Source organism: Burkholderia sp. SCN-KJ (assembly GCF_024656005.1).
Classification (GTDB): Bacteria; Pseudomonadota; Gammaproteobacteria; order Burkholderiales; family Burkholderiaceae; genus Burkholderia.
On record NZ_JANKOG010000024.1, the window covers coordinates 1 to 22,104 of the forward strand.

The 22,104-nt window shown below is 65.6% G+C and carries 20 protein-coding genes and 1 tRNA gene; 9 read left to right on the plus strand and 12 right to left on the minus strand.

What is annotated here, in order from left to right:
* Nucleotides 1–448: 448 nt before the first annotated feature.
* Both NQV17_RS30050 and NQV17_RS30055 read right to left on the minus strand, forming a co-directional pair.
* Entirely contained in the window at nt 449–982 is a 534-nt protein-coding gene (locus NQV17_RS30050; protein ID WP_124486767.1) for a cytochrome b, read from the minus strand.
* Nucleotides 979–2,067, minus strand: coding sequence for a catalase family peroxidase (locus tag NQV17_RS30055; protein WP_124486768.1), 1,089 nt, complete (start codon nt 2,065–2,067; stop codon nt 979–981). The genes NQV17_RS30050 and NQV17_RS30055 overlap by 4 nt, the downstream gene beginning before the upstream one ends.
* A 158-nt stretch (nt 2,068–2,225) precedes the next feature.
* Between NQV17_RS30055 and NQV17_RS30060 the strand changes: the two genes are divergently transcribed.
* Complete coding sequence (locus tag NQV17_RS30060) at nt 2,226–2,744, plus strand: sigma-70 family RNA polymerase sigma factor (RefSeq protein WP_257775068.1); 519 nt, start codon at nt 2,226–2,228, stop codon at nt 2,742–2,744.
* A complete protein-coding gene (locus NQV17_RS30065; protein ID WP_257775069.1) occupies nt 2,741–3,502 on the plus strand; it encodes an anti-sigma factor in 762 nt (253 codons plus the stop codon). The genes NQV17_RS30060 and NQV17_RS30065 overlap by 4 nt, the downstream gene beginning before the upstream one ends.
* A 497-nt stretch (nt 3,503–3,999) precedes the next feature.
* Here the strand turns inward: NQV17_RS30065 and NQV17_RS30070 are convergent, their stop codons facing one another.
* The 5 genes from NQV17_RS30070 to NQV17_RS30090 form a co-directional block, all read right to left on the minus strand.
* Complete coding sequence (locus NQV17_RS30070; protein WP_257775070.1) at nt 4,000–4,425, minus strand: hypothetical protein; 426 nt, start codon at nt 4,423–4,425, stop codon at nt 4,000–4,002.
* Nucleotides 4,426–5,076: 651 nt separating this feature from the next.
* Entirely contained in the window at nt 5,077–5,415 is a 339-nt protein-coding gene (locus tag NQV17_RS30075; protein WP_124486771.1) for an EamA family transporter, read from the minus strand.
* The gene (locus NQV17_RS30080; RefSeq protein ID WP_257775071.1) at nt 5,412–6,200 is read right to left on the minus strand and encodes a bifunctional 2-polyprenyl-6-hydroxyphenol methylase/3-demethylubiquinol 3-O-methyltransferase UbiG; all 789 of its coding nucleotides are present in this window, start codon (nt 6,198–6,200) and stop codon (nt 5,412–5,414) included. The genes NQV17_RS30075 and NQV17_RS30080 overlap by 4 nt, the downstream gene beginning before the upstream one ends.
* A 71-nt stretch (nt 6,201–6,271) precedes the next feature.
* Entirely contained in the window at nt 6,272–7,843 is a 1,572-nt protein-coding gene (locus NQV17_RS30085; RefSeq protein ID WP_257775072.1) for a hypothetical protein, read from the minus strand.
* A 72-nt stretch (nt 7,844–7,915) separates the two neighbouring features.
* Nucleotides 7,916–9,133 carry a glycosyltransferase family 2 protein gene (locus NQV17_RS30090; RefSeq protein WP_257775073.1) on the minus strand — a complete coding sequence of 406 codons (1,218 nt, stop codon included), beginning with the start codon at nt 9,131–9,133 and terminating at the stop codon, nt 7,916–7,918.
* 74 nt (nt 9,134–9,207) lie between these two features.
* Between NQV17_RS30090 and NQV17_RS30095 the strand changes: the two genes are divergently transcribed.
* Nucleotides 9,208–9,284, plus strand: a tRNA-Val gene (locus NQV17_RS30095).
* 229 nt (nt 9,285–9,513) lie between these two features.
* Here NQV17_RS30095 and NQV17_RS30100 read toward each other — a convergent pair.
* On the minus strand, nt 9,514–10,395 hold the full coding sequence (locus NQV17_RS30100; RefSeq protein WP_257775128.1) for a sigma-70 family RNA polymerase sigma factor: 882 nt from the start codon (nt 10,393–10,395) through the stop codon (nt 9,514–9,516).
* The gene (locus tag NQV17_RS30105) at nt 10,395–10,871 is read right to left on the minus strand and encodes a carboxymuconolactone decarboxylase family protein (RefSeq protein WP_257775074.1); all 477 of its coding nucleotides are present in this window, start codon (nt 10,869–10,871) and stop codon (nt 10,395–10,397) included. The genes NQV17_RS30100 and NQV17_RS30105 overlap by 1 nt, the downstream gene beginning before the upstream one ends.
* 299 nt (nt 10,872–11,170) lie before the next feature.
* On the opposite strand from NQV17_RS30105, the gene NQV17_RS30110 reads away from it, so the two are divergent.
* The 6 genes from NQV17_RS30110 (at nt 11,171) to NQV17_RS30135 (ending at nt 15,199) form a co-directional block, all read left to right on the plus strand.
* Nucleotides 11,171–11,446: a hypothetical protein gene (locus NQV17_RS30110; RefSeq protein ID WP_257775075.1), complete on the plus strand. Its 276-nt coding sequence runs from the start codon at nt 11,171–11,173 to the stop codon at nt 11,444–11,446.
* A gap of 11 nt (nt 11,447–11,457) precedes the next feature.
* Nucleotides 11,458–12,696, plus strand: a complete 1,239-nt coding sequence (gene egtB / locus NQV17_RS30115; RefSeq protein WP_257775076.1) for an ergothioneine biosynthesis protein EgtB — start codon at nt 11,458–11,460, stop codon at nt 12,694–12,696.
* Nucleotides 12,680–13,693, plus strand: a complete 1,014-nt coding sequence (egtD, locus tag NQV17_RS30120) for an L-histidine N(alpha)-methyltransferase (RefSeq protein ID WP_257775077.1) — start codon at nt 12,680–12,682, stop codon at nt 13,691–13,693. The genes egtB and egtD overlap by 17 nt, the downstream gene beginning before the upstream one ends.
* A 280-nt stretch (nt 13,694–13,973) precedes the next feature.
* On the plus strand, nt 13,974–14,279 hold the full coding sequence (locus NQV17_RS30125) for a hypothetical protein (RefSeq protein ID WP_257775078.1): 306 nt from the start codon (nt 13,974–13,976) through the stop codon (nt 14,277–14,279).
* A 56-nt stretch (nt 14,280–14,335) separates the two neighbouring features.
* Entirely contained in the window at nt 14,336–14,590 is a 255-nt protein-coding gene (locus NQV17_RS30130) for a hypothetical protein (RefSeq protein ID WP_257775079.1), read from the plus strand.
* Nucleotides 14,591–14,812: 222 nt separating this feature from the next.
* Nucleotides 14,813–15,199 carry a hypothetical protein gene (locus NQV17_RS30135; RefSeq protein WP_257775080.1) on the plus strand — a complete coding sequence of 129 codons (387 nt, stop codon included), beginning with the start codon at nt 14,813–14,815 and terminating at the stop codon, nt 15,197–15,199.
* 252 nt (nt 15,200–15,451) lie between these two features.
* On the opposite strand, the gene NQV17_RS30140 is transcribed toward NQV17_RS30135, so the two are convergent.
* The 3 genes from NQV17_RS30140 to NQV17_RS30150 all read right to left on the minus strand — a co-directional run bounded on the left by NQV17_RS30140 (nt 15,452) and on the right by NQV17_RS30150 (nt 21,995).
* The gene (locus NQV17_RS30140) at nt 15,452–18,487 is read right to left on the minus strand and encodes a type III restriction-modification system endonuclease (protein WP_257775081.1); all 3,036 of its coding nucleotides are present in this window, start codon (nt 18,485–18,487) and stop codon (nt 15,452–15,454) included.
* The gene (locus tag NQV17_RS30145) at nt 18,487–20,493 is read right to left on the minus strand and encodes a site-specific DNA-methyltransferase (protein ID WP_257775082.1); all 2,007 of its coding nucleotides are present in this window, start codon (nt 20,491–20,493) and stop codon (nt 18,487–18,489) included. The genes NQV17_RS30140 and NQV17_RS30145 overlap by 1 nt, the downstream gene beginning before the upstream one ends.
* Nucleotides 20,494–20,864: 371 nt before the next feature.
* Nucleotides 20,865–21,995: a porin gene (locus tag NQV17_RS30150; protein WP_257775083.1), complete on the minus strand. Its 1,131-nt coding sequence runs from the start codon at nt 21,993–21,995 to the stop codon at nt 20,865–20,867.
* Between the last annotated feature and the right edge of the window lie 109 nt (nt 21,996–22,104).

The following is a 22,104-nucleotide window of genomic DNA, read 5'->3' on the forward strand; positions in this document are numbered from 1 at the left end:
AGATCAGCTCGCGACCATCAAGCGCCCACACTTATCGGCTGTTAATTTTTAAAGAGCATTTCTTCGAGAAACTTCGTGTTTCTCAGCAGCGCTGCGTTTTCAGCAGCAGAGAAGCGAGATTATCAACCGTTTTTTAAAACTCGTCAACAACTTTTTTAACTACTTCGTTGCGACGACTGCGGTTTAATTTCGTATGCACTGGAGTCGATAAAACCGACTTCAACAGCACCGCTTCCCTTCTTTCCCCCGCGCTGCGTTTCCGTTAGCGCGAAAGAGGCGTGATTCTAAGCACCTGCCCCGGTCTCCGCAACCCCTTTTGTGAAATATTTTTGACGTGCTAGGCCGGGAGCCGCTGAGCCACCCTAGTGGTCATATATAAGCGGCACGGCAAGAGCAGCCTCGGTCGCCCGTGAACAGCCCCGCCGTCGCGAACTCAACCTTTCGTCGATTACCGCCCAACCATCGCCCTCACCACGCCGTCCCGTCGAATCAGTCCGTGATACAGCGCCGCCGCGAAGTGCGCGAGGAACGTCAAGAAGAACAGATAGGCCAGCACGCGATGCGCGACCCGGAGCCAGGCGAACGCAACCGGATCAGCCGCAACGATCGCCGGCAACTGCACGCCGCCGCCCAAGGTCACCGGATACCCGCCAGCCGACAGCATCGCCCACCCGATCAGCGGCATCGCCAGCATCAGCGCATACAGCACCAGATGCGACCCATGCGCGGCAACCTTCTGCCACCAAGGCAAATCCTCAGGCAGCGCCGGCGGCTTCGACGACAGCCGCACCACTATCCGCACACACACCAGCACCAGCACGGCAATCCCCAGCGGCTTGTGCAACGCCACCAGGAAATCGTGCCGCCCGGAAACCGACGCCACCATTCCTACCCCGATGAACAGCATCGCGAGGATCATCGCGGCCATCACCCAATGCAGCAGCCTCGCCGGCAAGCCAAACGTCGTAGCAGCCTTCATCATCGTCCCTCCGCACTCAATCGCGCCGCGCCGGCCACGCCGGCCTCTTCACTCGTCCTGCGCAGATACGAATCCGCATAAGCCGCCGACCGCGCCGCCAGCAACGGATCCCCCGACACCTGAATCCCCTGCGGCAGCACCGTCGGGTCGTAATTCACGTCCCGGCACGGCCCGCTGTCCTGCGGCTCCACGCGATCGAGCACGAGCGTGCCCGCGTCGATCGTCATCCGCTGCGCGGGCCAGGTCTTCGTCGCGTCGTCCACCGGGTCGCCGGGTTCCGCCAGCGTGACCAGCAGCTTCCACTTCTGCGCGCCGTCCGCGATGCGCCGCGTCAGGTCCTGCTGCAAAACGTTCGGATCCGCGGCCGTCGCGACGTCCCCGGCGCCCGCCGTCTGCTCCGGCACGACGCGCCACCGCACCGCCTGGCGCTTGCCGGCCGCATCGACGAAGTAGAACGCGTTCAGCCCGTAATAGCTTTCGGTGACGTAGCTCGCGCTCGGCTTCGCACCCTTCACCCAGGCGCGGAACGCGGCCGTCTCCGGATGTGCGCCGAAAAACGCCTTCACCTTCGCCGGATCGGGCTTGCCCGTCGCCGGATCCGGCCGGGTCGCCAGCAGCTGCGCGTAGAACGCCTTCGGCGTCGCCACCGGAAACACCGGCATCGCGTTCATCCCGGTCCGCCATTGCTGGCCGTCCGGTGCGGTGAGCTTCAGCGCGAGGCTGCGGATCGGCACGCTGCTGTCAGGCGCATACGGATTCCCGCCCGGCAGCGCGAAGCGGCCGACCACCGGCGTGCGCACCGCCTTGAAGAACGGCGCGACCGAATACGCGCTCGCGGCGCCGTTGCCTTCGAAATAGCCGGTCACGCACACGCCCTTCGCGTGATTGCGCCGGAAGCCCGGATGCTCGCCGCCAGCCGTCTGCAGCGCGTCGACGAGCCGGTGCGGGGTCAGACGCGCCGGCGCGAGCCAGCCGCCTACATACCCGAACGCCACGGCCACGCCGGCCACCGCGCCGCCGATCACGGCCCAGCGCCACCATCCGCGCCCAGGCTCGCGCGGCGGTGAAGAAGAGGATGATTGCTTCATGGATGCACTCCCGATTGTCAGATCATTGTCGAACGCGTGTAGGACGCCACCCGCGCCGCTTTATTCCATGAAGAAATTTTTCGTATGCTGACGGAATAAGCGGCGCCGACCGGCGTCCTACGCGGCATCTCCACGCTTATCGGCTCGCGCCCCCGGCCATGCCCTCAAACGCCCCCGACGACGACGCATTGCGCGAACTCATCCCCAGGCTGCGACACTTCGCGCTCTGGCTGGCACGTGATGTCCACGCGGCCGACGATCTCGTCCAGTCGACGCTCGAGCGTGCGCTGTCGCGCTGGGCGAGCCGCCGCGACGACGCGTCGCTGCGCAGTTGGCTCTTCACGATTCTTTACCGGCAGTTTCTCGACGGCAAACGCAGCGCGAAGCGCTATGCGTGGCTGCTCGGCCGCATTCGCGACGACGACGAAGCGCACTGGCCGTCCGCCGAACGCGAGGTGGCCGCGCGCGCGACGCTCGAAGCGTTCGGCCGTTTGTCCGACGAGCAGCGCAGCCTGCTGCTGCTCGTCGCGGTCGAGGGCTTCACGTACCGGGAAGTCGCCGACCTGCTCGACGTGCCGATCGGCACCGTGATGTCGCGACTCTCCCGCGCCCGCCAGGCGCTGCGCCAGCTCAGCGACGGCGAGCTTCCCGCTCCTTCTCTCCGTTTGATGAAATGAATACGCTCCGTCCCGACGAACATGATCTCCAGGCCTATGTCGACGGCCAGCTCGACGACGATGCGCGCGCCGCGGTCGAGCGATATCTCGCGCTGCATCCGGAGAGTGCGGAACAGGTGAAGCAATGGCAGCAGGATGCGCAGCGGTTGCGGGCCGCGCTCGAAGGCGTGCGGATGCCCGGCGAGAATCCTGCGCTGGATCCGGCGGTGATTCGTGCGAAGCGTGCGGAGCGCTCGCGGATGCGGTTCGCGATGGCGGCTTCGTTCGTGTTCTGTATCGGGCTCGGGACGTTTGGCGGGTGGCAGGCGCGTGGGTGGAACGCGGCGCCGCCGATTGCGCCGATGAGCGATGCGGTCGAGGCTTACCGGATGATGGTGGTCGATCAGGCCGCGAAGGTGGATTTCCGGCCGAACGGTGCGGGCGATTTGCAGGGGTGGCTCACCCGCCGCGTCGGGGCATCGGCGAGGCTGCCGGATTTGAGTGCGGCGGGGTTCAGGCCGGTCGGCGGACGGTTGTTTACGACGGACAGTGGGGCCACGGCCGCGATGGTGCTCTATGAGGACGACGCCGGGCGGATGCTGAGCTTCTATCTCCGGCCCGCGGAATCGAAACATCGGCTGCTGCCGGCCGGGCAACGCGTGGATGGGTCGTTGCTGGCGCGGTATGGGTCGGTGAATGGGCTCAACTTCGCGGTGGTCGGGCCTGTGGATAGTCTTGGTGAGCACGCGGTCGTGAGGGCGCTCGATCAGCAGATTTGAGCTGGACGATATGCTGTCAGTTGGTGGCCGTTGTGCGCTGACTGCGGTCCGGCCGATGCGGTTCGACAAGCCTGAAAGCGCTCACGTTCACCGTTCGGGGCCACAGCGTTCAAATTCGCTTTTGTGGTGGTTGTCCACACCGCGAACCTCGTCGCGGTGCGTTCCCGGATGGGTAGACCCTCTTCGGTTCCGACGTCACAGGGTTTGGCGTCTTCTGGACGCAGGATATCCACATCGGCCGCAGCGGCTCGGCATGCCGTTTCTGGTTGAATCACTCACCTTCGGCCCGCACAGCATTTCGAGTGTCTTTGGGTCGCGATATCCACATCGTCCTCGCCGAGCTGGTACACAGGATTTCGTTTCGGCCGCTCACGGGTTGTTCGCATGCGCGTGAGCGCTTCGAATCAATGTGTCCCCGGGGAGCTGCACAGCGTTCCTGATTGTTTTGCGTGCCGGTTGTCCACACGCGACAGTCGGGCGCTACGGTCGCACGGACATCACTTGGTCGAGTAAGCCCCGAGAATCTCGCCGGTTTCCGGGGAGATCACGTACTTGATCGACGTCCCGAGCGGGCTTGCATTGCCGAGCCCACGCATGCCGGGAGGCATCTTCGCCACGATGGTCATGCTGATTACGTGGTCCTCAGGCCCAGGATCCATTCTGGCCGCACTTTCGTCCGTGATGCAGATCCTGAAGTTTTTCAGATCCTGCCCGGTCTTTGCAAACTCCTCATAGGCAGCCCTCAGACCGAGCAGCGCCGCGGTATCGAGATCGACGGAACACCGGCCGATGGTCCCGAAATTCAGCTTGGCCATCCGTCCTCCTGAGACATTCTTTTCATCTTGCCCTGCTCTCTGCACGGCCACTAATTCACTCAGGCAGTCTGCACACGTTGCCGTCAGCAATCCGATGATTGCTTCCATCGACGCATCGTCGTCAAAGAGTAGAAGCCGCCTCTTTCGTACTTGCCACCCAGGAAGCAGTCAGAAGATCCAGCGTCATGTCGTACGACGGTGGCGTGGTTGTCATAACGGATCCTTGTGCAGCCGCATCGGTCATGAGCACCCACGACGCAGCCAGCAATATCCATCACCAGCATCTCATTGACGGGAGCCTTCATCGATCGTCGGGATCGAACTTCACGTTGAATCGCTCGCCCTTGAACCGACAACGATCCCGAACCCTGGCGATTCTACCGATACGAGCGTTCGAGCGGTCACCGGCTTCGGCTTCGCTTGATCCATCCACCGCACGCAGTGCATATCCCGCCCGGATCACAGTCGGCGGACTGTGCTTATCCAAAGGTGTTAACAGAGTTCGTATATATACGTAGTGATAGTTAACAAGCCCGCAGCCTCACAGTGGATAACTTCCGTAACGCCCTGAATTTTCAGCATGAAGTGGAATGCATAACCACAGGCGATGCACAGGAAAATCGCTGTGCATCACAGAACAACTTTCCGCCGATTCACAGTCGCGTCGACATATCCTCAATCGTTCCACTGTGAATCCATAGGCTTGCCGGACGGTTATCCATAGCGCGCTGTGGATAAGTTGCAGCGCCAGTCCGCCCGCTATCGAACCATGGCAATCAGATACAGCCCGCCGAGGATCATCGCGACGCCTCCCCATTGCGCATACGACACACGCTCGCCGAAGAACACGATTCCGGCCAGAAAGACGAGCACGAACGTGAGCGCGGTAAACGGATACACGACAGTGAGCCCGGTCTTGCTCAAAGCGAAGATCCAGAGCACCGTGCCTGCGCCGTAGCAGAGCAACCCGAGCGCGACCCACGCATTGATGAATTCAGTCAATGCATGGCGGCCGTCGGCACCGATCTTGAACGCGACCTGGCCGGTTGCCGCGAGGAACACGCCGGCCAGAATGAGCACGTAGACGGACAGTTTCACCGGTGTTCCTCGTGGCGCTTCAATCGGTTGGCGACCATCCGGCTCTTCAGCATGGCGATGCCGGTTTTCACGCGCACCGGCAACCAGCGCAGCAGCAACTTGCGCGCCTTGTAGCCGGGTGGCGACACGTCCGGTATGCCCGAACGGCTGTCGATGCGGTGTTGTCCGATCGCGTCCGGCAGCCATTCCGCTTCGTCGGCGGCAACGAAAAAGAGCAGGTTGTAGCGGTACCACGGCTCGATGCGCATGTCTGCGGCGATCATCGGCCGGACGAAATCGAACAGCTGGTAGCCGTGGCGCGCGAACAGGTCGCGCCAGAATTCGTAACGCTGTTCGTTGATGTGGTTCTCGCCGCCCTGGCCAGGCACGGCGGCGGAAAACAGCACGCGCTTGCCGTGCCGGACGAGATTGTCGACGAGTGCCTCGCTGGATGCCTTTGGCACGTGCTCGCCGACTTCGAGGCACTGGACGAGATCGAACGATCGCCCGAGATCGAAGCGCTTCGAAATATCGGCCGGTACGAAATGGGCGGGGTCGATCATCAGCACCGAACGATCGACATAGTCGCCGTCGATGCCGGTGATGTCCTGCACGCCGAGTTGGCGATGCACGCTGAGCCACGCTCCGGCACCGCAACCGACGTCGAGGATACTCGCAGGCTTCAGCAGCGCATTGACGCCGGGCAGCACGCCATGCGCCGACCGCGCCGATCCTTCGCGCTGGTACCGGTAGAAGATCTCGTCATACGAGCGCGGCGTATCGTCCGCGATGAATCCAGGTGACATCGCAATCTCCCGATGGCGCGATCGGTGCACGACGTGGCGCGACGCATCGCACCGCATGCGACGCAGTGCAATCAATCGCCCCGACAAGCCTGCTTCTCGTACACCGACCATTCGCCCGCCGTCTTCACGCGCACGACGCGACAGTCCGGATTGGCGAAAAACGCGTCCGGCAGCGGCGTCTCGGCGCGGACGATGAAATACCTGTACAGGCGCCCCTGGTGTCGCTGCCAGTTGAAGTGCTGGTACAGCGGCAACGGCGCGACGTCGGACGGCCCCACGCCGGGCAGCCGGTCGAGCCGAAAGCGGACGATCTGCGGCGGGAACCGCGCAGCATTGAAATCGACGAACCCGCGATGCTCGGCCTGGTACCAAAGCGCAAAGTTCTCGTAGACATACGGATTGTCCGCGGCCGCGCTCGCCCGGTCGATGATGATCGCGAGGCCGCGCTGCGCCGGTTCGATCGCGTTGGCGACCGTGTCGAAATCGGCGCTCTCGTCGGCAAAGCGCAGTACCCGCATGCTTTGCTGCGCAATGAAGCCGATGCAGATCGCGGCAAGGATCAACTGCGTCGCGCGTGAGAGCCATGGCGTTCCGACTCGACCGGGTTCCCCCGGCACGGGCTCGCGGAACATCAATGCATAGAACGGAAGCAGGAACAGCGCGAAGCGCGGAAACAGGAAGAACGTATTGATCGCAAACCGCGGCACGCCGAACCAGACGATGGTCACAACGATCGCCGGTACATATGCGGTGATGTTCCGGTTGGCCTTCGATGCCAACAGGAGCGGTGCCGCGACGATCAGCAGGAACACCAGCACTGAACTGTCGGCAGCGGTGATACCCCATGGATAGATCATGGCCGCAAACATTCGGACCAGTGGATTGATGGTCCAGATCACGGTGAACGGATACATCGGCGCCAGATCGACGTCACGATGCAACAGCGCGTACAGCACGGTGACGAACGCGAGCACCGCATACGGCCACGCGGCGAGCAATGCGCGCGAAAACGTGCGGGGCCGGCGCACGAGCAGGAACAATCCGCCGATCGCGTTCGCGAACACGAAGATCAGCCCATGCGAGAAAAACAGCGCAAGATTCACGAGCGCCAGCACGGCGCCGCGGCGAAAGGTCGGCTGCTCGGCATAGTCGAGCGCGAGCGCGAGGAAGATCATCGCGACCGGCGCGGCGACCAGGTACGAATAAAGGCCGAACTCGTACGCGAAGCCGAAGAACCCGGGTACGCACAGCCAGTCGAGGCGCGGGTCCGAACCGAGACGCCGGCGCAGCGCGAGGTACGCGGCGACGAAACCATAGAACGACAGGGTCAGCATGACCTTGAACGCAGCCGCGACCGGCATCACGAACGAAAGCAGCGCCGCCGCGCCATAGCCGAGCAGGTAGGGCGTAAACAGGTTGATCCGCAGCAATGGCGCCCATGGCGACTGGCCGCGCAGCATGTCGCGCAGCGTGGCGACCTGCGCCGCATGCTGCGGAAGATCGACCATCGGCGGGTGTGGCGCGAGCCAGAACAGCAGGCCGGCCGCGGCGACCGTCGCGACGAACAACGCGCGCAACGCGCGATCGGCTGTGCGATATGGCCACGCACGCGGCAGGCTGCCGCTTACCGTGCTGTCATCCATTGTACGAAGCCCCCCGTGAGATACCGCGGCCGGCCTGGTACCGGGTCGTTGCGTGGCAGGACCGATGGCCCGTCATAGCGTCTTCTCGACGATGAAGCGCGGGCGCTGCTTCGTCTCCGAATAGATCTTTGCGACATAGCCGCCGATCACACCGAGGAACAGCAACTGCAGGCCGCCGAGAAAGTACATCGGGATCACGGTGGACGCCCAACCGGGCACCGAACGGTCGGTGAACAGCCGGATCGACAGCGCCCAGATGCCGAACACGGTCGAGGCCAGCGCAAGCAGGGCGCCAACGTACGCGCTCCATTGCAGCGGCTTCGTCGAAAACGACGCGACGCCGTCCGATGCGAGCAGGATCATCCTCGCCAACGGGTACTTGCTTTCGCCGGCGAAGCGCGGCTGCCGGTCGTACCGGACGATCGCGGTACGGAAGCCCAGCAGCGGCACGATGCCGCGCAGGAACAGGTTGACCTCGCGGAAGCCGCGCAATTCTTCAATCGCCCGGCGGCTCATCAGGCGGAAGTCCGCGTGATCCGGCAAGATGTCGACGCCGAAGCGGCGCAGCAGCCGGTAATAGCCGCGCGCGCTGACGCGCTTGAAGAAGCCGTCGCTGTCACGACGCTGCCGCACGCCGAATACGATCTCGGCGCCGGACTGGTATTCGCGCAGCATGCGCGGAATCGCGTCGAGGTCGTCCTGGAGATCGGCGTCGAGACTGATCAGCACGTCGCCGTTGACTCTCATGAGCCCGGCAAGCAATGCGTTCTGGTGCCCGTGGTTGCGCGACAGCTTGAGGCCGTGGATACGTGGATCGGCGGCATGGAAGCCTTCGATGAGCGACCAGGTCCGGTCGTGCGAACCGTCGTCGACGAAGGTCACGCCGCTCGCGCCGTCGATGATGCCGTCGCGGGTAAGCTGGTCAAGCAGGATCGTGAGCCGGCGTACGGTTTCCGGCAACACGGCTTCTTCGTTGAAGCAGGGAATTACCAGATTGAGCGCGACCATACCCACCCCGATATCGTTACGCGTGCGTTGCGGTGTGCCGTCGTCACGAGGCGCTACTGGTTCGTGCAAGGTGGCGGGCGGATCGTGCATCGCGCGCGCCTGTTCCCCATGACCGGATCGGGCCGGTTCCTGCTCTTGATTGTCGTTCGCAACCCCCGGCCCCGGATTCGCGACGAATCCATTATGACGGAACGTACGCGGGCCCGGTGAGACGTTGCAGTGAGGATGAACCCGGATGCGATTGTGGTCAGTGCTCGAGCGCCGGACGATCCCCCAATGCATCCTCCCCGATTCAAAAAATTTTCACGAAGGGACTTGCGCACCTCCAAAACCCTCTCTATAATTCGCGGCTTCTTAGGCTCGTAGCTCAGTTGGTTAGAGCACCACCTTGACATGGTGGGGGTCGTTGGTTCGAATCCAATCGAGCCTACCAACGAACAAAATGAAGGGGTCTGGCAGCTCGCATTGCCTACAGGCAATCCGACTCGCCAACATACAAACGCCACGCGGCAACATCGCGTGGCGTTTTTCTTTTTGCGGCCGAAACTGCGCAGGCATGTGCCGATGCGTTGCATGCGATCCATGCGCAACAATCAGCCCGCATTCGACAAGTCAGGTCGCAGAGCAGGGAAAGCGGGCGCAAAGCGCCCACCCGCCGAGCATCAATGCAGATGCCTCAACTTGTCAGGATTCCGCACGACATAGATCGCGACGACCTTCTCGCCCTCGATCTCGAGAGCCGTCGTCTGCAGCTCGCCATCCGCTTCCAGTGTGACGAACCCCGGCAGCCCGTTGATGAACCCCGCGCGCACGAGCTTCGACGCATGCGTGGCGAACAGCTCGGCGAGGTACGCGTGCACCTTCATCACTCGCTCGAAGCCGAACACCGGCTTGCCCGCAGCCGAGCGCTTGCCGCCGCCGTCCGAATGCAGGCTCACGTCCTCGGCGAGCATCGCGCCGAGCGCGCGCATGTCGCCGCTGCGTGACGCCGCGAAAAACGCCTCGGCCAGCTCGATCCCGCGCTGCTTCTCGACATGAAACCGCGGCCGCGCCTCGCGCACATGCGTGCGCGCCCGCGCGGCGAGCTGTCGGCAGGCGGCCGGGTCACGCTGGATCGTCGTCGCGATCTCGTCGAACCCGAGGCCGAACACGTCGTGCAGCAGGAACGCCGCACGTTCGAGCGGCGACAACCGTTCGAGCGCGAGCATCAGCGGCAGCGTGACGTCCTCCTGTTCATCTTCCTCGACGACCGGCTCGGGCAGCCACGGGCCGATGTAGGTCTCGCGCCGGTGCCGCGCGGACTTCAGCTGGTCGAGGCACATGCGCATCACCATGCGGCGCAGGAACGCCTCGGGCACGCGCACCTCGGTGCGATCGACGCCCATCCAGCGGATGAACGCCTCCTGCACCATGTCCTCGGCGTCCGCGACGGAACCGAGCATCCGGTACGCGACGCGCATCAGCGTGCGACGCAGCGGGTCGAAGCTCGCCGCGGCGTCGGCCCGGTCTGCGGCGCTGCCGGCGGCCGGATCGAGGTGGGTCATCACGCCACCATCTTCGCGGCAGCGGCCTTCGCCTCGGCCGGATCGATCCACAGCCCGAAGCCGACGGCCAGCCGGTTCCAGCCGTTGATCACGTTGATCATCACGGTGAGTTTCACCTGTTCCTCCTCGCTGAAGTGGTCGTTCAGCGCCGCATACGCGGCCTCGTGCGCGCCATGGCCTTCTGAAAGCCGCGTGAGTGCATCGGTCCAGCCGAGCGCTGCGCGTTCGCGGTCGGTGTAGCAGGGTGCTTCACGCCATGCGGCCAGCAGGTTGATGCGCTGCTCGGTCTCGCCTTGCTCGCGCGCCTCGACGGTGTGCATGTTAAGGCAGTTCGCGCACGCGTTGATTTGCGACGCGCGGATCTTGACCAGCTCGATCAGCGTCGGCTCGAGGCTCCCGGCAGCGGCGACCGAGACGGCCATCCAGTTCTTCATCAATGCGGGCGCGGCGGCAAACGGATTGAGTTTCGCAGTCATGGTTCCTTCTCCTTTCGTGTGGGTTCCGGCGATATGACGAGCGAGCCCTCCGCGCCTGTGACATCGACGCAAAAAAATTTTCAAATGCGGGGAAGCGCGCGGAGGGCAGAGCGGTTGAACGGCGATGTCGAGGTCCGCGACACCGACGCGCGGACCCATGCCCATTTCGATTCCATGGCGCCGCTCCCGTGGCGAACCCGTGTCATCCGATCTTTCATGACGCCGGTGTGCATGTCATGAGGCGTCGGCATGGCGAACCCGCGGGCATGCACATTGCGTTCACCCTCCGAGCACGCGTCATGACGGGCATCGACGGTTCGTCACGCCGCCGCCCCGCGCATGATCGATGCTTTCATTTTTCTTTCTCGCTCGTTTCACCTGAAATCCGATTCGCGACGTTCACATTTCTGGCCCATACTGTTCTGCACGGGCAGATGAAGTCACGCCGCACCAGCGGCCCGGCGCGCGCGCCGGCTGCCCGACGACGCAGCAATGAAGGTCGCACGTCAGCCGCGCGCATCCGAGCGCAAGGCTTTCCTTTTTCCGGCAACGCAACGCAGCGAATCGCGACGTGAACGGTAAACCGATGAGCCTCCTTGCATCCCAGCTTCAGCGCCGTTACCAGGACGTGCGCGCCCATAGCATCGCGTTGACCGCGACGCTGTCCGCCGAAGACCAGGCCGTGCAGTCGATGCCCGACGCGAGTCCCGTGAAATGGCATCTCGCGCATACGACCTGGTTCTTCGAAACCGTCGTACTGATGCGTCGCGTGCGCGGCTACGCGCCGTTCGACGACGCGTTCCAGTTCCTCTTCAATTCCTATTACGAAGCGCTCGGCCCGCGCCATCCGCGGCCGCAGCGCGGGTTGCTCACGCGTCCGTCGCTCGATGAGGTGCACGCATATCGGCAATACGTCGACGACGCGATGCTGCGCGCGCTCGATGGCGCCGACCCGGCGTTGCTCGCCACGATCGCGCCCGAGATCGAGCTCGGCCTGCATCACGAACAGCAGCATCAGGAACTGATCGTCACGGACATGCTGCATGCGTTCTCGTGCAACCCGCTCAAGCCCGCGTTCCGGCCGCGCAGCGGCGCCGATGCTCACGCCGGGCACGCCGCTCTGGCCGCGGGCGATGCCGGCCCGCTGCGCTGGCTGCATCAGCCGGGCGGGCTCGTCGAGATCGGCCACGATGGCGCCGCGTTCTCGTTCGACAACGAACGGCCGCGCCATACGGCGCTCGTGCGTCCGTGCGAGATCGCGAACCGTCTCGTGACGAACGCCGAATTCGCGGCCTTCATCGCGGACGGTGGCTATGCACGCCCCGAATACTGGCTGTCGGACGGCTGGGCGACGGTGCAGCGGGAAGGGTGGCAAGGGCCCGCGTACTGGATTCCCGGCGACGACGGTGATCCGGCAGCCGCACACGCCTGGCGTGCGTTCGGCCTGCACGGCGTGGAGCCGCTCGCGCCCGATGCGCCCGTGTGTCACGTGAGCTTCTACGAGGCGGCGGCGTATGCGGAATGGGCCGGCGCACGCCTGCCGACCGAATTCGAATGGGAGGCCGCGTTCGGCGCGGATGGCATCGCGCAGATGCTCGGGCACGTATGGCAGTGGACGCGTTCGTCCTACGAGCCGTATCCGGGCTTTCGGCCGCTCGCAGGCGTCGCCGCGGAATACAACGGCAAGTTCATGGTCGGCCAGCAAGTCCTGCGCGGCAGCAGCATCGCGACCCCGCCGGGGCACGAACGGCCGACGTACCGCAATTTCTTTCCGCCGGCCGCGCGCTGGCAATTCACGGGAGTGCGACTTGCGCGAGACGTCTGATCTGACGGCCACGAGCGGTGGCCTGCAACCCGCCCGCGATGCGCGGCCCAGCGCGTTCGAGCGCGACCTGATCGACGGGCTGTCGCGCACGCCGCGCAGCATTCCGCCGAAATACTTCTACGATGCGGCCGGCTCCGCGCTGTTCGATCGCATCTGCGAATTGCCGGAGTATTACCCGACGCGGACCGAACTCGGGATCCTGCGCGATCGCGCGGCCGAAATCGTGCGGCGCGTCGGCCCGCATGCGGACATCGTCGAATTCGGCGCGGGCTCGCTCGAGAAGATTCGCGTGCTGCTCGACGCGTGCGCAGACAACTACGCGAACGCGCCGGCGCGCTACGTGCCGATCGACATCTCGGCCGACTACCTGCACGGCGCGGCCGCGCGGCTGCGTGCCGCGTATCCATGGCTCGACGTCGCGCCGCTCGCGGCCGACTACACGAAGGCCGAGCAGCTGGCCGAGCTGACCGGCACGCCACGCAGGCGCATCGGCTTCTTTCCCGGCTCGACGATCGGCAACTTCTCGCCGGAGGAAGCCGATACGTTCCTGCGCGACGCCGCGCGGTTGTTGCGCGGCGGCGGCCTGCTGGTCGGTGCGGATCTCGTGAAGGACGAACGCACGCTGCATCACGCGTACAACGACGCGCAGGGCGTGACCGCCCAGTTCAACCTGAACCTGCTCGCCCGCGCGAACGCGGAGCTCGGCGCGGATTTCGATCTCGACGCGTTCTCGCATTGCGCGTTCTACGATCGCGAGCGGCAGCGCATCGAGATGCATCTCGTCAGCGATATCGCGCAGACGGTGCACGTGCGCGGCCACGCGTTCCGCTTCGAGGCCGGCGAACGCATCCACACGGAGAACTCGCACAAGTTCACGATAGACGGCTTCCAGGCGATCGCGCGGCGTGCGGGCTTCGAGCCCGACACCGTGTGGACCGACTCGGACCAGCTGTTCAGCGTGCACTGGCTGCGCAGCGTCGACGATATCCGCGCGTAACGTCGTCGCGATCCGCTCGCACGGCGTGCGCGGCGTGTGCGCGGACGCGTGCGGTCTGCGTCGCGGGCCCGCGCGCCGGCAAGATTTCCCGACTCTTCCGATTCGATGCGTCGTTGCAACGGCGTGTCGAATCGCTCGTCCCCCTTGTCCCGCAAGGCTCCGCGCCCATCCGTAAACGTCCGTTACCGGTCTCGCATACCGGTTTCACCTGTGTCCGCCCGTGGTGCCTAGACTCCGAACCGTAGTCACATGACGCACGACACGTGCAGGGAGTCGCGAAATGAGCAAGAAACTTATTCTCGGTGCAGTTCTCGGCGTAGCGGCGCTGGCAGCTTCGGGCGTCGCATCGGCCCACGTCGACCTGTCGGTCGGCATCGGTGTGCCGGGCGTCTATGCGGCGCCGGCGCCGGTCTACGTCGCGCCGCCGCCGCCAGTGATGTACGCGCCGGTGGGCTACTATCGCGATGACGACTGGCGTGCGCGTCAATGGCGCGAACACGAATGGCGCCGTCGTGAATGGCGCGAGCACGAGTGGCGTGAGCGCGGCTGGCGTGACGGCGACGGCTGGCGCGGCCGCTGGAACTGAACCGGGCAACCGGTTCACGAGGACACCGAGCACGACGACGAGAGGAGCGTGATCGCATGATGCCCATTCGACACATCAGGTATAGCGCGGCGGCCGCCGTCGTCGCGCTCGCAACGATCGGCAGCGCGCACGCGGCGGGCTGCATGAAGGGCGCGGTGGTGGGCGGCGTCGCCGGCCACTACGCGGGACATCACGCCGTGGTCGGCGCGGTCGGCGGCTGTATCGTGGGCCACCACATGGCGAAGAAACACGAGCAGGAACTGGCCGCGCAGCGCAAGGCCGCCGCGCAGGGCGTGCAGCCGGCGCAGTAAGCGTAGCCACCGGCGGAACGGCGCGATCGCGCCGTCTCCGCCTTTCATTTCCCTTGTTGGGTGGCGGCCGGATGGACGGTTCATCAAGTGTGCCGAACGCCGGCGAATTGATCTGACAAAAGCGCGCCGCGCGCGCGGTTACGATCATTTACAACGCCGCGCCGCACGAATCGCGCGCGTTCCTAGAATGCAGTCATTCGAACACGCTCCAGGGAGCAAACAATGAAAACGCAACGATATCTGTCCGTATTGGCAGCCGCGCTGCTCGCACTCGGCGCTGTTTCCGCGCAGGCGGCGGGCGGCGGCAATGGCGGTGGTGGTGGTGGCAACGGCGGCGGCCATGGTGCCGGCGGGATGGGCGGGATGGGTGGTAATGCGGGCGGCATGTCCGCCGGCCACATGAGCGGTGAAGCGCTGAGCAACTCGAACGGCATGCACGCGGGCGACCGCGACAAGGGCCTCGCGCGCGCGGCCGACCGCTCCGACACGATCGCCGATCGCGCGGGTACGCAGCCGGGCCATGGTCATGGCCGTACGCACGGTCATACCGCGCATGCATCGACGTCGACGCATCACGCACATCGCAACGCGTTCGGCCGCACGCTGTAACCGAGGCGTACGCACGCGGAAAGAAGGGCGCTTCGGCGTCCTTTTTTCATGGCGGCGGCGCAATGGACGTGTCGCGCGCCGGCATCGCGTCGACCCCGATTTGCAACCAGCCGTAACCACGCCCGCGAGCGCGCGGGAATACGAATCGCTTTCATGGAAATGACAGGCGAATTCGTCCCCGCGGCGCCCACCATCGCAGCAGCATCGCGGCCCGCGCCATGAAAAAAGGGCGGCTCGTCGCCGCCCTTCGTTTCAGCGCCCCGCGCCCGCCAGCGGCGCGACGGCTGCGACAGGCTCGAACAACGCGTCGGCCTGCCTGACGCGCACGAACCGCGCGGCCGCTCCGCCGTCCACCAGCGCCCGGAAATGCGCTTCGCCGCACGCGAGCTTCGCGCGCTCGTGCTCGCTCGTCACGTTGCCGTCTGCATTCGGCGTATCGACGACGAAGTACAGCCGCTCGCCGCCATCCTGCTCCGCGAGCACCGCCCAGTCGGGGTGATAGCTGCCGAGCGGCGTCGGCACGCGGAACCATGCGGGCAGCTTCGCGTACAGCTTCACGCCGTCGTGCGCTTCCAGCGCATCGGCGAACGCGCGCTCGGCGTCGGTCTCGCACACGACGGCCTCGTGGATCGACTTCCGCGCATCCGGCCGCAGGTTGCGCAGATAACCGGTCAGCGCCTCGCTTTCGAACGACTCGAGCGCATGCACGTGGCGCTCGCCGAGCTTCCGGTACGCGATGCCGGCAACCAGCGCGAGCCGCTTGCAGCGGTTGATCGCATCGGCGGCCAGCGCGATGAACTGCTGCGGATTCACGCGGAAATCATCGAGCCGGCCGCTGTCGGCCAGGATCGTCGCGAGCGAGCGGCGCGTGAGCTGCGTGCGGTCCTGCAGTTCGGTGAGCAGGTCGGGCAGCGGCAGCTCGCCTTCGTCGATCAGCACCGTGCCGGCGCCGGCCACCTCGATCGCCTCGATGCCGGCCTTGCCGATGTCGATCTCGGCCTTGCGCCACTGCAGCCGCGCGCGCGCGATGTCCGGCGCGTCGCGCAGCGCGGCCGTGCAGTCGCGCACGAGCTTCGCGTTGTCGAACTCGACGCTGTACACGGTGCGATGGCGGATGCGGTCCCACAACGCGCGGAAGTCGTCGCCGAACACGACGGCCTTGCCCGACGCGTCGCGTCGCAATGCGATCGCGCGCCGCTCGTCCGCGTTGCGCACCGCGAAGCGGCCCGACAGCTTGCGCAGCGTCGCGACGATCGGCGCGCGCAGCGTCTCGAACGCCGCAGGCAGCACGAGCGCGCTCTGGCGCAGCGCATCCTTCAGCCGGTCGAGCACCTTGCCTTGCGCGTCGACGTAGCCCTGCTCGTGCAGATGCGTCCACAGCACGCGCGACAGCTCGATGCCGAGCGCGTGCGCGGGCCCGTCGCCTTCCTGCACCGGCAGCGCCGCGAACTGGTGTTCCTCGACGATCCCGAAACGGATGCCCGTATCGGCCTCGATTTCCTTCTGCAGGTTCTCCGCGAACGACTCGTAGCGCTCGGTCGCGATCACGGTAAGCGTGTTTACGCCCGGATCGCGCACGCGTTCACCGTCCTGGTCGACGGCGAGGCGCAGCCCGCGGCCGAGCGTCTGGCGACGCTCGCGTTCGGTCTGGATGTCGCGCAGCGTGCAGATCTGGAACACGTTCGGGTTGTCCCAGCCTTCCTTCAGCGCCGAGTGCGAGAAGATGAACTTCAGCGGCGTGTCAAACGACAGCAGCGCTTCCTTCTCGCGCATGATGAGGCCGTACGCGCGCTCCGCGTTCTCGCGCGCCGCGGCGCTGCTCTCGCTCGTGTCGGTCCAACCGCCCTTGCGGTCGATCGAGAAGTAGCCGTTGTGTGCGCGCTCGACTTCGAGCGCGACATCGACGCCGTCGAACAGCGCACGGTAGGCCGGCACGCGCGCCGCGCGCGCATATTCTTCTTCGAAGATCAGCGCGTAGTCGCCCTTCACCGGCATCCCGTTCTCGTCGTAGCGGCGATAGCGTTCGACCGAATCGACGAAGAACAGCGACAGCACCTTCACGCCGCGCTCGGCGAGGCGCAATTCCTTGTCGAGATGCTCGCGGATCGTGCGGCGGATCATCTCGCGCTGCACGGCGAGCGTGTCGATGTCGCCGAACGCCTCGCCGAGCGACAGGAACGCCTCGCCTTCCGGATGGCGCAGCTCGACGTACTCGGCGCCCTTCACCGCATGCACTTCGCCGACCCGCAGCCCTGCATACAGCGCGCGCTTGGTCAGGCGTTCGAGGTCGTCGCCGTCGGTCGCCGTCACGATCTGGCGCTTCACGCCGGCCGCCGTCGCGACGTCGAGCTCGACGCGCGCGCTGATCGCGCCGCGCCGGTTCGACACGCCGACGAGCCGCACGTAAGGCTTGTTGTGCGCGTCCTCGACAATCGCCGACGCGATCTCGATCTGCTTGACGAGCTTGCGTTCGTACGCGTCGACCGCATCGAGCCGGTACACCATGTGGTGACGGTCGACGTGCGTGGCCGAATAGCGCAGCGTGCAGAGCGGCGCCATCGCGGCGAGCGCTTCGCGGCCGCGCCCCTCGAGCCCGCCGTCGACGCTCTGCGGCTCGTCGACGATCACGATCGGCCGCGTCGCGCGGATCAGGTCGATCGGCTTCTCGCCGCCGGTCTTCTCGCTGTCTTTATAGAGGTTGTTGATCTCTTTCTTGTTGATCGCGGCGACCGTCATCACCATGATCTGGATCGCCGCGCTCGCCGCGAAGTGGCGCACCTGGCCGAGCTTCGCGGAGTCGTACAGGAAGTAGTCGTACGGCACGCCCGCGTACAGCGCGCGGAAGTGATCCTCGGTGATGGACAGCGTCTTGTGCACGCCTTCCTTGATCGCGATCGACGGCACGACGATCACGAACTTCGTGAAGCCGTAGCGGCGGTTCAGCTCGAAGATCGTGCGCAGGTACACGTAGGTCTTGCCGGTGCCGGTCTCCATCTCGACGGTGAAGTCGCGCGAGCCGGGCAGGCCGGACGGCGGCAGCCCGCCGCGCAGCTGCACGTCGGCGAGGTTGCGCGCGAGCGCGTCGTCGGTCAGCGACAGCCGGTTGCCGACGCCTTGCTCCGACACCGCGAAGCCGAGCGAGCCTTGCGCCGCGGCCGTCGTGCCGGGCGCGGCGTTCGCGAGCACGCTGAAGTCGCCGCGATACGATTCCTGGCCGCGAAACAGGTCGCAGACGGCGTCGATCGCCTCGCGCTGGTAGTCGAGATCCGCTTCGAAATGCAGCCGCATCACAGGCTCCGCACGCGCTTCACGCCGTGCTGTTCGAGCAGCGCGGCGAGATTGAGCTTCGCGACGTCGTCGACGAAGCCGCTGTCGCGGAACAGGCACGTGACGTCGCGCGTGGCACCCGTCGCGTCGAGCAGCTCGACGATGCCGTCGGCGAGCGGGCCCGCGTCGTCGCGCGCGATGCGCGCGTCGAAGCACGCGACGATCGAGCGGCCGATCAGGTGCACGGTCTTGCCCGCGACCGGGTGATGTTCGACCGGCGTGCACAGATCGAGGCCGAGCTTCAACGTGAGTTCGGCGAGCAGGTCGTCCTCGCTGCGGCCGGTCTTCACGTGCTCGACGGACGCGAACAGCGCGTGGTCGAAGTCGTCGCGGCGCGGATCCCATTCGATCACGTTGGTCGTATCGAGCCGATAGACGCGGAAACCGAGGTCGCCATAGCTTTCCGGGTAGTCGCGCGCGACCTGCTGCGCGGTGCGGCGCAGGCGTTCCTTGGTGATTTCCGCGAGGGTCAGCGGCTTCTTCAGCTTCGCGCAGAAATCGGCGGCCGCGAGCTGCGTCTTGTCGCGGCGGTCGAGCGCCTCGGGCAACTGCACGAGGATGTAGCGCCGCGCGCCGCCGTCGGTCGCGTTCACCTGCATCACCGCGTGGCCGGTCGAGCCGGAACCCGCGAAGCAGTCGAGCACGATGTCGTCGCCGCGCGTGCACCAGCCGATCACCGCCGCCGCGAAATCCACCGGCTTCGGCTGGTCGAACGGGATGCCGAGCGTCTTCAGCAGCGCGTCGTCGGAGCCGGCGAACGGCAGCACCGACGGCACGTTCTCGTACATGTTCTCGTCGAGGTAGTAGATCCGCTGCGGCTGCGTGGTTTCATCCGGACCGAATTCGATCTGGCCGCGCTCGATCAGCGCCTGCATCGTCGCGGGCGGGTTGCGCCAGCCGCGCGCCGGCATCGCGCACGGCTTGCCGGTGACCGGGTGGATCAGCGGCGTGAAATACTCGTCCGGCGCCTTCTTCTTGTTCGGCCACGCCATCGACACGAGGCGGTACACGCGCCCGTCGGCCGACAGCCGGTCGTACATCACCTCGCCGCCGGACAGGTTGGTCTGCGCCTTCATCCACGCGCGGTAGGCCTTCTGCGCGTCCTTCGCGTTGCCGCTGCGGTACACCGCGTCGTGCGCGGCATCCAGCATGCGCTGCGCGTTGCGCTTCGGGCGCTTCAGCGGCGCCTGCTCGAGCAGCGTCTCGGCGTTGCGCGCGAACAGCACCAGCGATTCGTGCTGGTACGCGACGCCGCGCGCGTCGCCCTTCGGGTTGCGCTTGTCCCACACGGCGACGCCGAGCTCGTTCTCCTCGCCGAAGATCTCGCGCAGCATCAGCACGAGCGCATGCACCTCGTGCTCGTCGATGTGCACGGCGATCAGCCCTTCGTCGGACAGCAGCGCGTGCGCGAGTTTCAGGCGCGGATACATCATGTTCAGCCAGTCGGTGTGGAACCGGCCGTTCGCCTCGGTGTTGGTGCTGCGCTTCACGCCACCGTCGGTCTGGCCCGTCATCGCCAGGTAGTGGCGGATGCTGTCGCTGAAGTCGTCCGGATAGACGAAATCGCTGCCGGTGTTGTACGGCGGGTCGATGTAGACGAGCTTCACCTTGCCCGCGTAGCTCTTGTGCAGCAGCTTCATCACGTCGAGGTTGTCGCCCTCGATCACGAGGTGGCGCGTGTCGTCCCATGCGACGCTGTCGGCAGGGCACGGACGCAGCGTGCCCGTCGACGGCGTGAGCGCGGCCTGGCGCGCGCTGCGCTTGCCGTGCCAGTGGAAGCCGTAGCGCTCGTCGGCGTCGCCGACGGTGCGCTCGCCGACCAGCGCCTTGAGCACGTCGACGTTGACCGACGCGCCGTCCGGGCCTTCGGTCACGAGTTCGGGGAACAGCGCCTTCAGGCGCGCGACGTTGTCGGCGGTGAAATCCGTCGACATCGCCTGCGGGCTCGCCGCATCGAGTTTCTGCATCGTTTTTTCCATCGGAGCCCGGCCGCGTGCGCCAGGACGTCGGGCGCACTCACGGCTCCGGCGGCAATGGCCACCCGGGCAAACCCGAAACGCTAGCGAGTCGGTCGGCGCAGGTCAAGCACCGATGTGAGGCGATCGTGCGCGCATCGGCCGCGATCGCCCGCCGGACGGGCCGCAAGCGGCTTCGGGTTGGTGGTCGCGGCGGCGGCCGACGGGCGCTCCTCGAGGGCTCTGCGCACGCCGGAAACGACGAAAAGACGACGAAAAAAAGGGCACGGTCAGCGCGATGCGCCGCCGTGCCAGCATGGAGAATCCCGGACGGAGAGGGTGGCGGAGCCCGGCGGGCCCCGCCCCGATGGCCGGCCCTCCGGTCAGAAGCGTGTGCGGATGCCCGACGTCAGTTCGAGCTGGTTCTTCGCGCCAAACGTCGACGACACCTTGTAGCCGCCATGCAGCTTCATGTAGTCGCCGGCGAGGTACAGCTCGGTGCGCTTGCTCAGATGGTAGAACACCGACCCGTAGATCGTCTCCTTGAAGCCGTTGCCGACGCCGTTGGTCAGGCTGAACGAGCCGAGGTTCGCGTTCGGCGTGAAGCCGTCGGCGTTGTACGCGGCGTTCTTGATGCGCATCTGCTGATAACCGAGCTCGTAGTCGAGCGCGCCCTTCGGCGCGATCTTCATCGACACGGTCCACGAATCGTCGTGGCGCTGGCCGAGCGAGCCCTGGTCGCCGTTGTAGCGGAAGTAGCCGGCATTCAGGCGCACGATGCTGAACGAGTAGTCGCCGCCGACCGAGAACGTCTGGTTCCTGAAGCCGTTGTGGTTCACGTGGTTGTAGAAGCCCGACACGGCGAACGGCCCGCCGTTGTAGCCGAGCGCGACCTGGTATGCGGAGCCGGTCGCGAACGAGGTCGAGTTGCTGAACTGGTAGCCGGCGCTCGCGAAGATGCCGTTGCTGAACAGCTTCTTCCACGCGACGCCGTTGTTGTAGCGCGTGCCGGTCGGGCCGGCCGCGTAGAAGATCATCTGCTTGAAGTTGTTCGAGTTGGTCCAGCCGCCTTCCTCGGTCGTCAGCTTCGCGGAGCCGTACGCGTCGCCGTAGATCGCCGACGCGTCGCGCGCGATCGTGTTCTGGAAGCCGGCCGTCAGCTTGCCGAAGCGCTCGTCCTCGACGCCGACCCATGCGTCACGGTCGAAGATCTGGCCCTCGTCTTCCATCTGGCCGTTCGCGACCACGAATTCGCTTTCGAGGCGGAAGATGATCTTCGTGCCGCCGCCGATGTCCTCCGCGCCCCGCAAGCCCCAGCGGCTGCCGCTGAACCACGGCTCGCCCTCGTTGCCCATGCCGATCACATGGTTGCCGTTGGCGTCGGCGTGGGTCCGGTAGGTCGGAAAGCTCAGGTCCATCAGGCCGTAAAGCTGCACGCTCGACTGCGCCTGCGCCTGGGTGCCGGCGCACAGGCCTGCCGCCGCGATGGAAAGGGCAAGGGTTTTTCGTTTCAAGATCGTCTCCTCCGAGCTGCCGCATTGAAATCTGTTTGTTGGCAGTACGTAATGTATGCCGGATGTTGCCGACCACAGCGAGAGGGCCGACGCATGGCATCGTAGAGGG

What these genes read in the sequence shown, in the direction of transcription:
- NQV17_RS30050 (WP_124486767.1), bottom strand. Translation starts at nt 982, where the DNA reads ATGATGAAGGCTGCTACGACGTTTGGCTTGCCGGCGAGGCTGCTGCAT.
- NQV17_RS30055 (WP_124486768.1), bottom strand. Translation starts at nt 2,067, where the DNA reads ATGAAGCAATCATCCTCTTCTTCACCGCCGCGCGAGCCTGGGCGCGGA.
- NQV17_RS30060 (WP_257775068.1), top strand. Translation starts at nt 2,226, where the DNA reads ATGCCCTCAAACGCCCCCGACGACGACGCATTGCGCGAACTCATCCCC.
- NQV17_RS30065 (WP_257775069.1), top strand. Translation starts at nt 2,741, where the DNA reads ATGAATACGCTCCGTCCCGACGAACATGATCTCCAGGCCTATGTCGAC.
- NQV17_RS30070 (WP_257775070.1), bottom strand. Translation starts at nt 4,425, where the DNA reads ATGGAAGCAATCATCGGATTGCTGACGGCAACGTGTGCAGACTGCCTG.
- NQV17_RS30080 (WP_257775071.1), bottom strand. Translation starts at nt 6,200, where the DNA reads ATGTCACCTGGATTCATCGCGGACGATACGCCGCGCTCGTATGACGAG.
- NQV17_RS30085 (WP_257775072.1), bottom strand. Translation starts at nt 7,843, where the DNA reads ATGGATGACAGCACGGTAAGCGGCAGCCTGCCGCGTGCGTGGCCATAT.
- NQV17_RS30090 (WP_257775073.1), bottom strand. Translation starts at nt 9,133, where the DNA reads ATGCATTGGGGGATCGTCCGGCGCTCGAGCACTGACCACAATCGCATC.
- NQV17_RS30100 (WP_257775128.1), bottom strand. Translation starts at nt 10,395, where the DNA reads ATGACCCACCTCGATCCGGCCGCCGGCAGCGCCGCAGACCGGGCCGAC.
- NQV17_RS30105 (WP_257775074.1), bottom strand. Translation starts at nt 10,871, where the DNA reads ATGACTGCGAAACTCAATCCGTTTGCCGCCGCGCCCGCATTGATGAAG.
- NQV17_RS30110 (WP_257775075.1), top strand. Translation starts at nt 11,171, where the DNA reads ATGACGGGCATCGACGGTTCGTCACGCCGCCGCCCCGCGCATGATCGA.
- egtB (WP_257775076.1), top strand. Translation starts at nt 11,458, where the DNA reads ATGAGCCTCCTTGCATCCCAGCTTCAGCGCCGTTACCAGGACGTGCGC.
- NQV17_RS30125 (WP_257775078.1), top strand. Translation starts at nt 13,974, where the DNA reads ATGAGCAAGAAACTTATTCTCGGTGCAGTTCTCGGCGTAGCGGCGCTG.
- NQV17_RS30130 (WP_257775079.1), top strand. Translation starts at nt 14,336, where the DNA reads ATGATGCCCATTCGACACATCAGGTATAGCGCGGCGGCCGCCGTCGTC.
- NQV17_RS30135 (WP_257775080.1), top strand. Translation starts at nt 14,813, where the DNA reads ATGAAAACGCAACGATATCTGTCCGTATTGGCAGCCGCGCTGCTCGCA.
- NQV17_RS30140 (WP_257775081.1), bottom strand. Translation starts at nt 18,487, where the DNA reads ATGCGGCTGCATTTCGAAGCGGATCTCGACTACCAGCGCGAGGCGATC.
- NQV17_RS30145 (WP_257775082.1), bottom strand. Translation starts at nt 20,493, where the DNA reads ATGCAGAAACTCGATGCGGCGAGCCCGCAGGCGATGTCGACGGATTTC.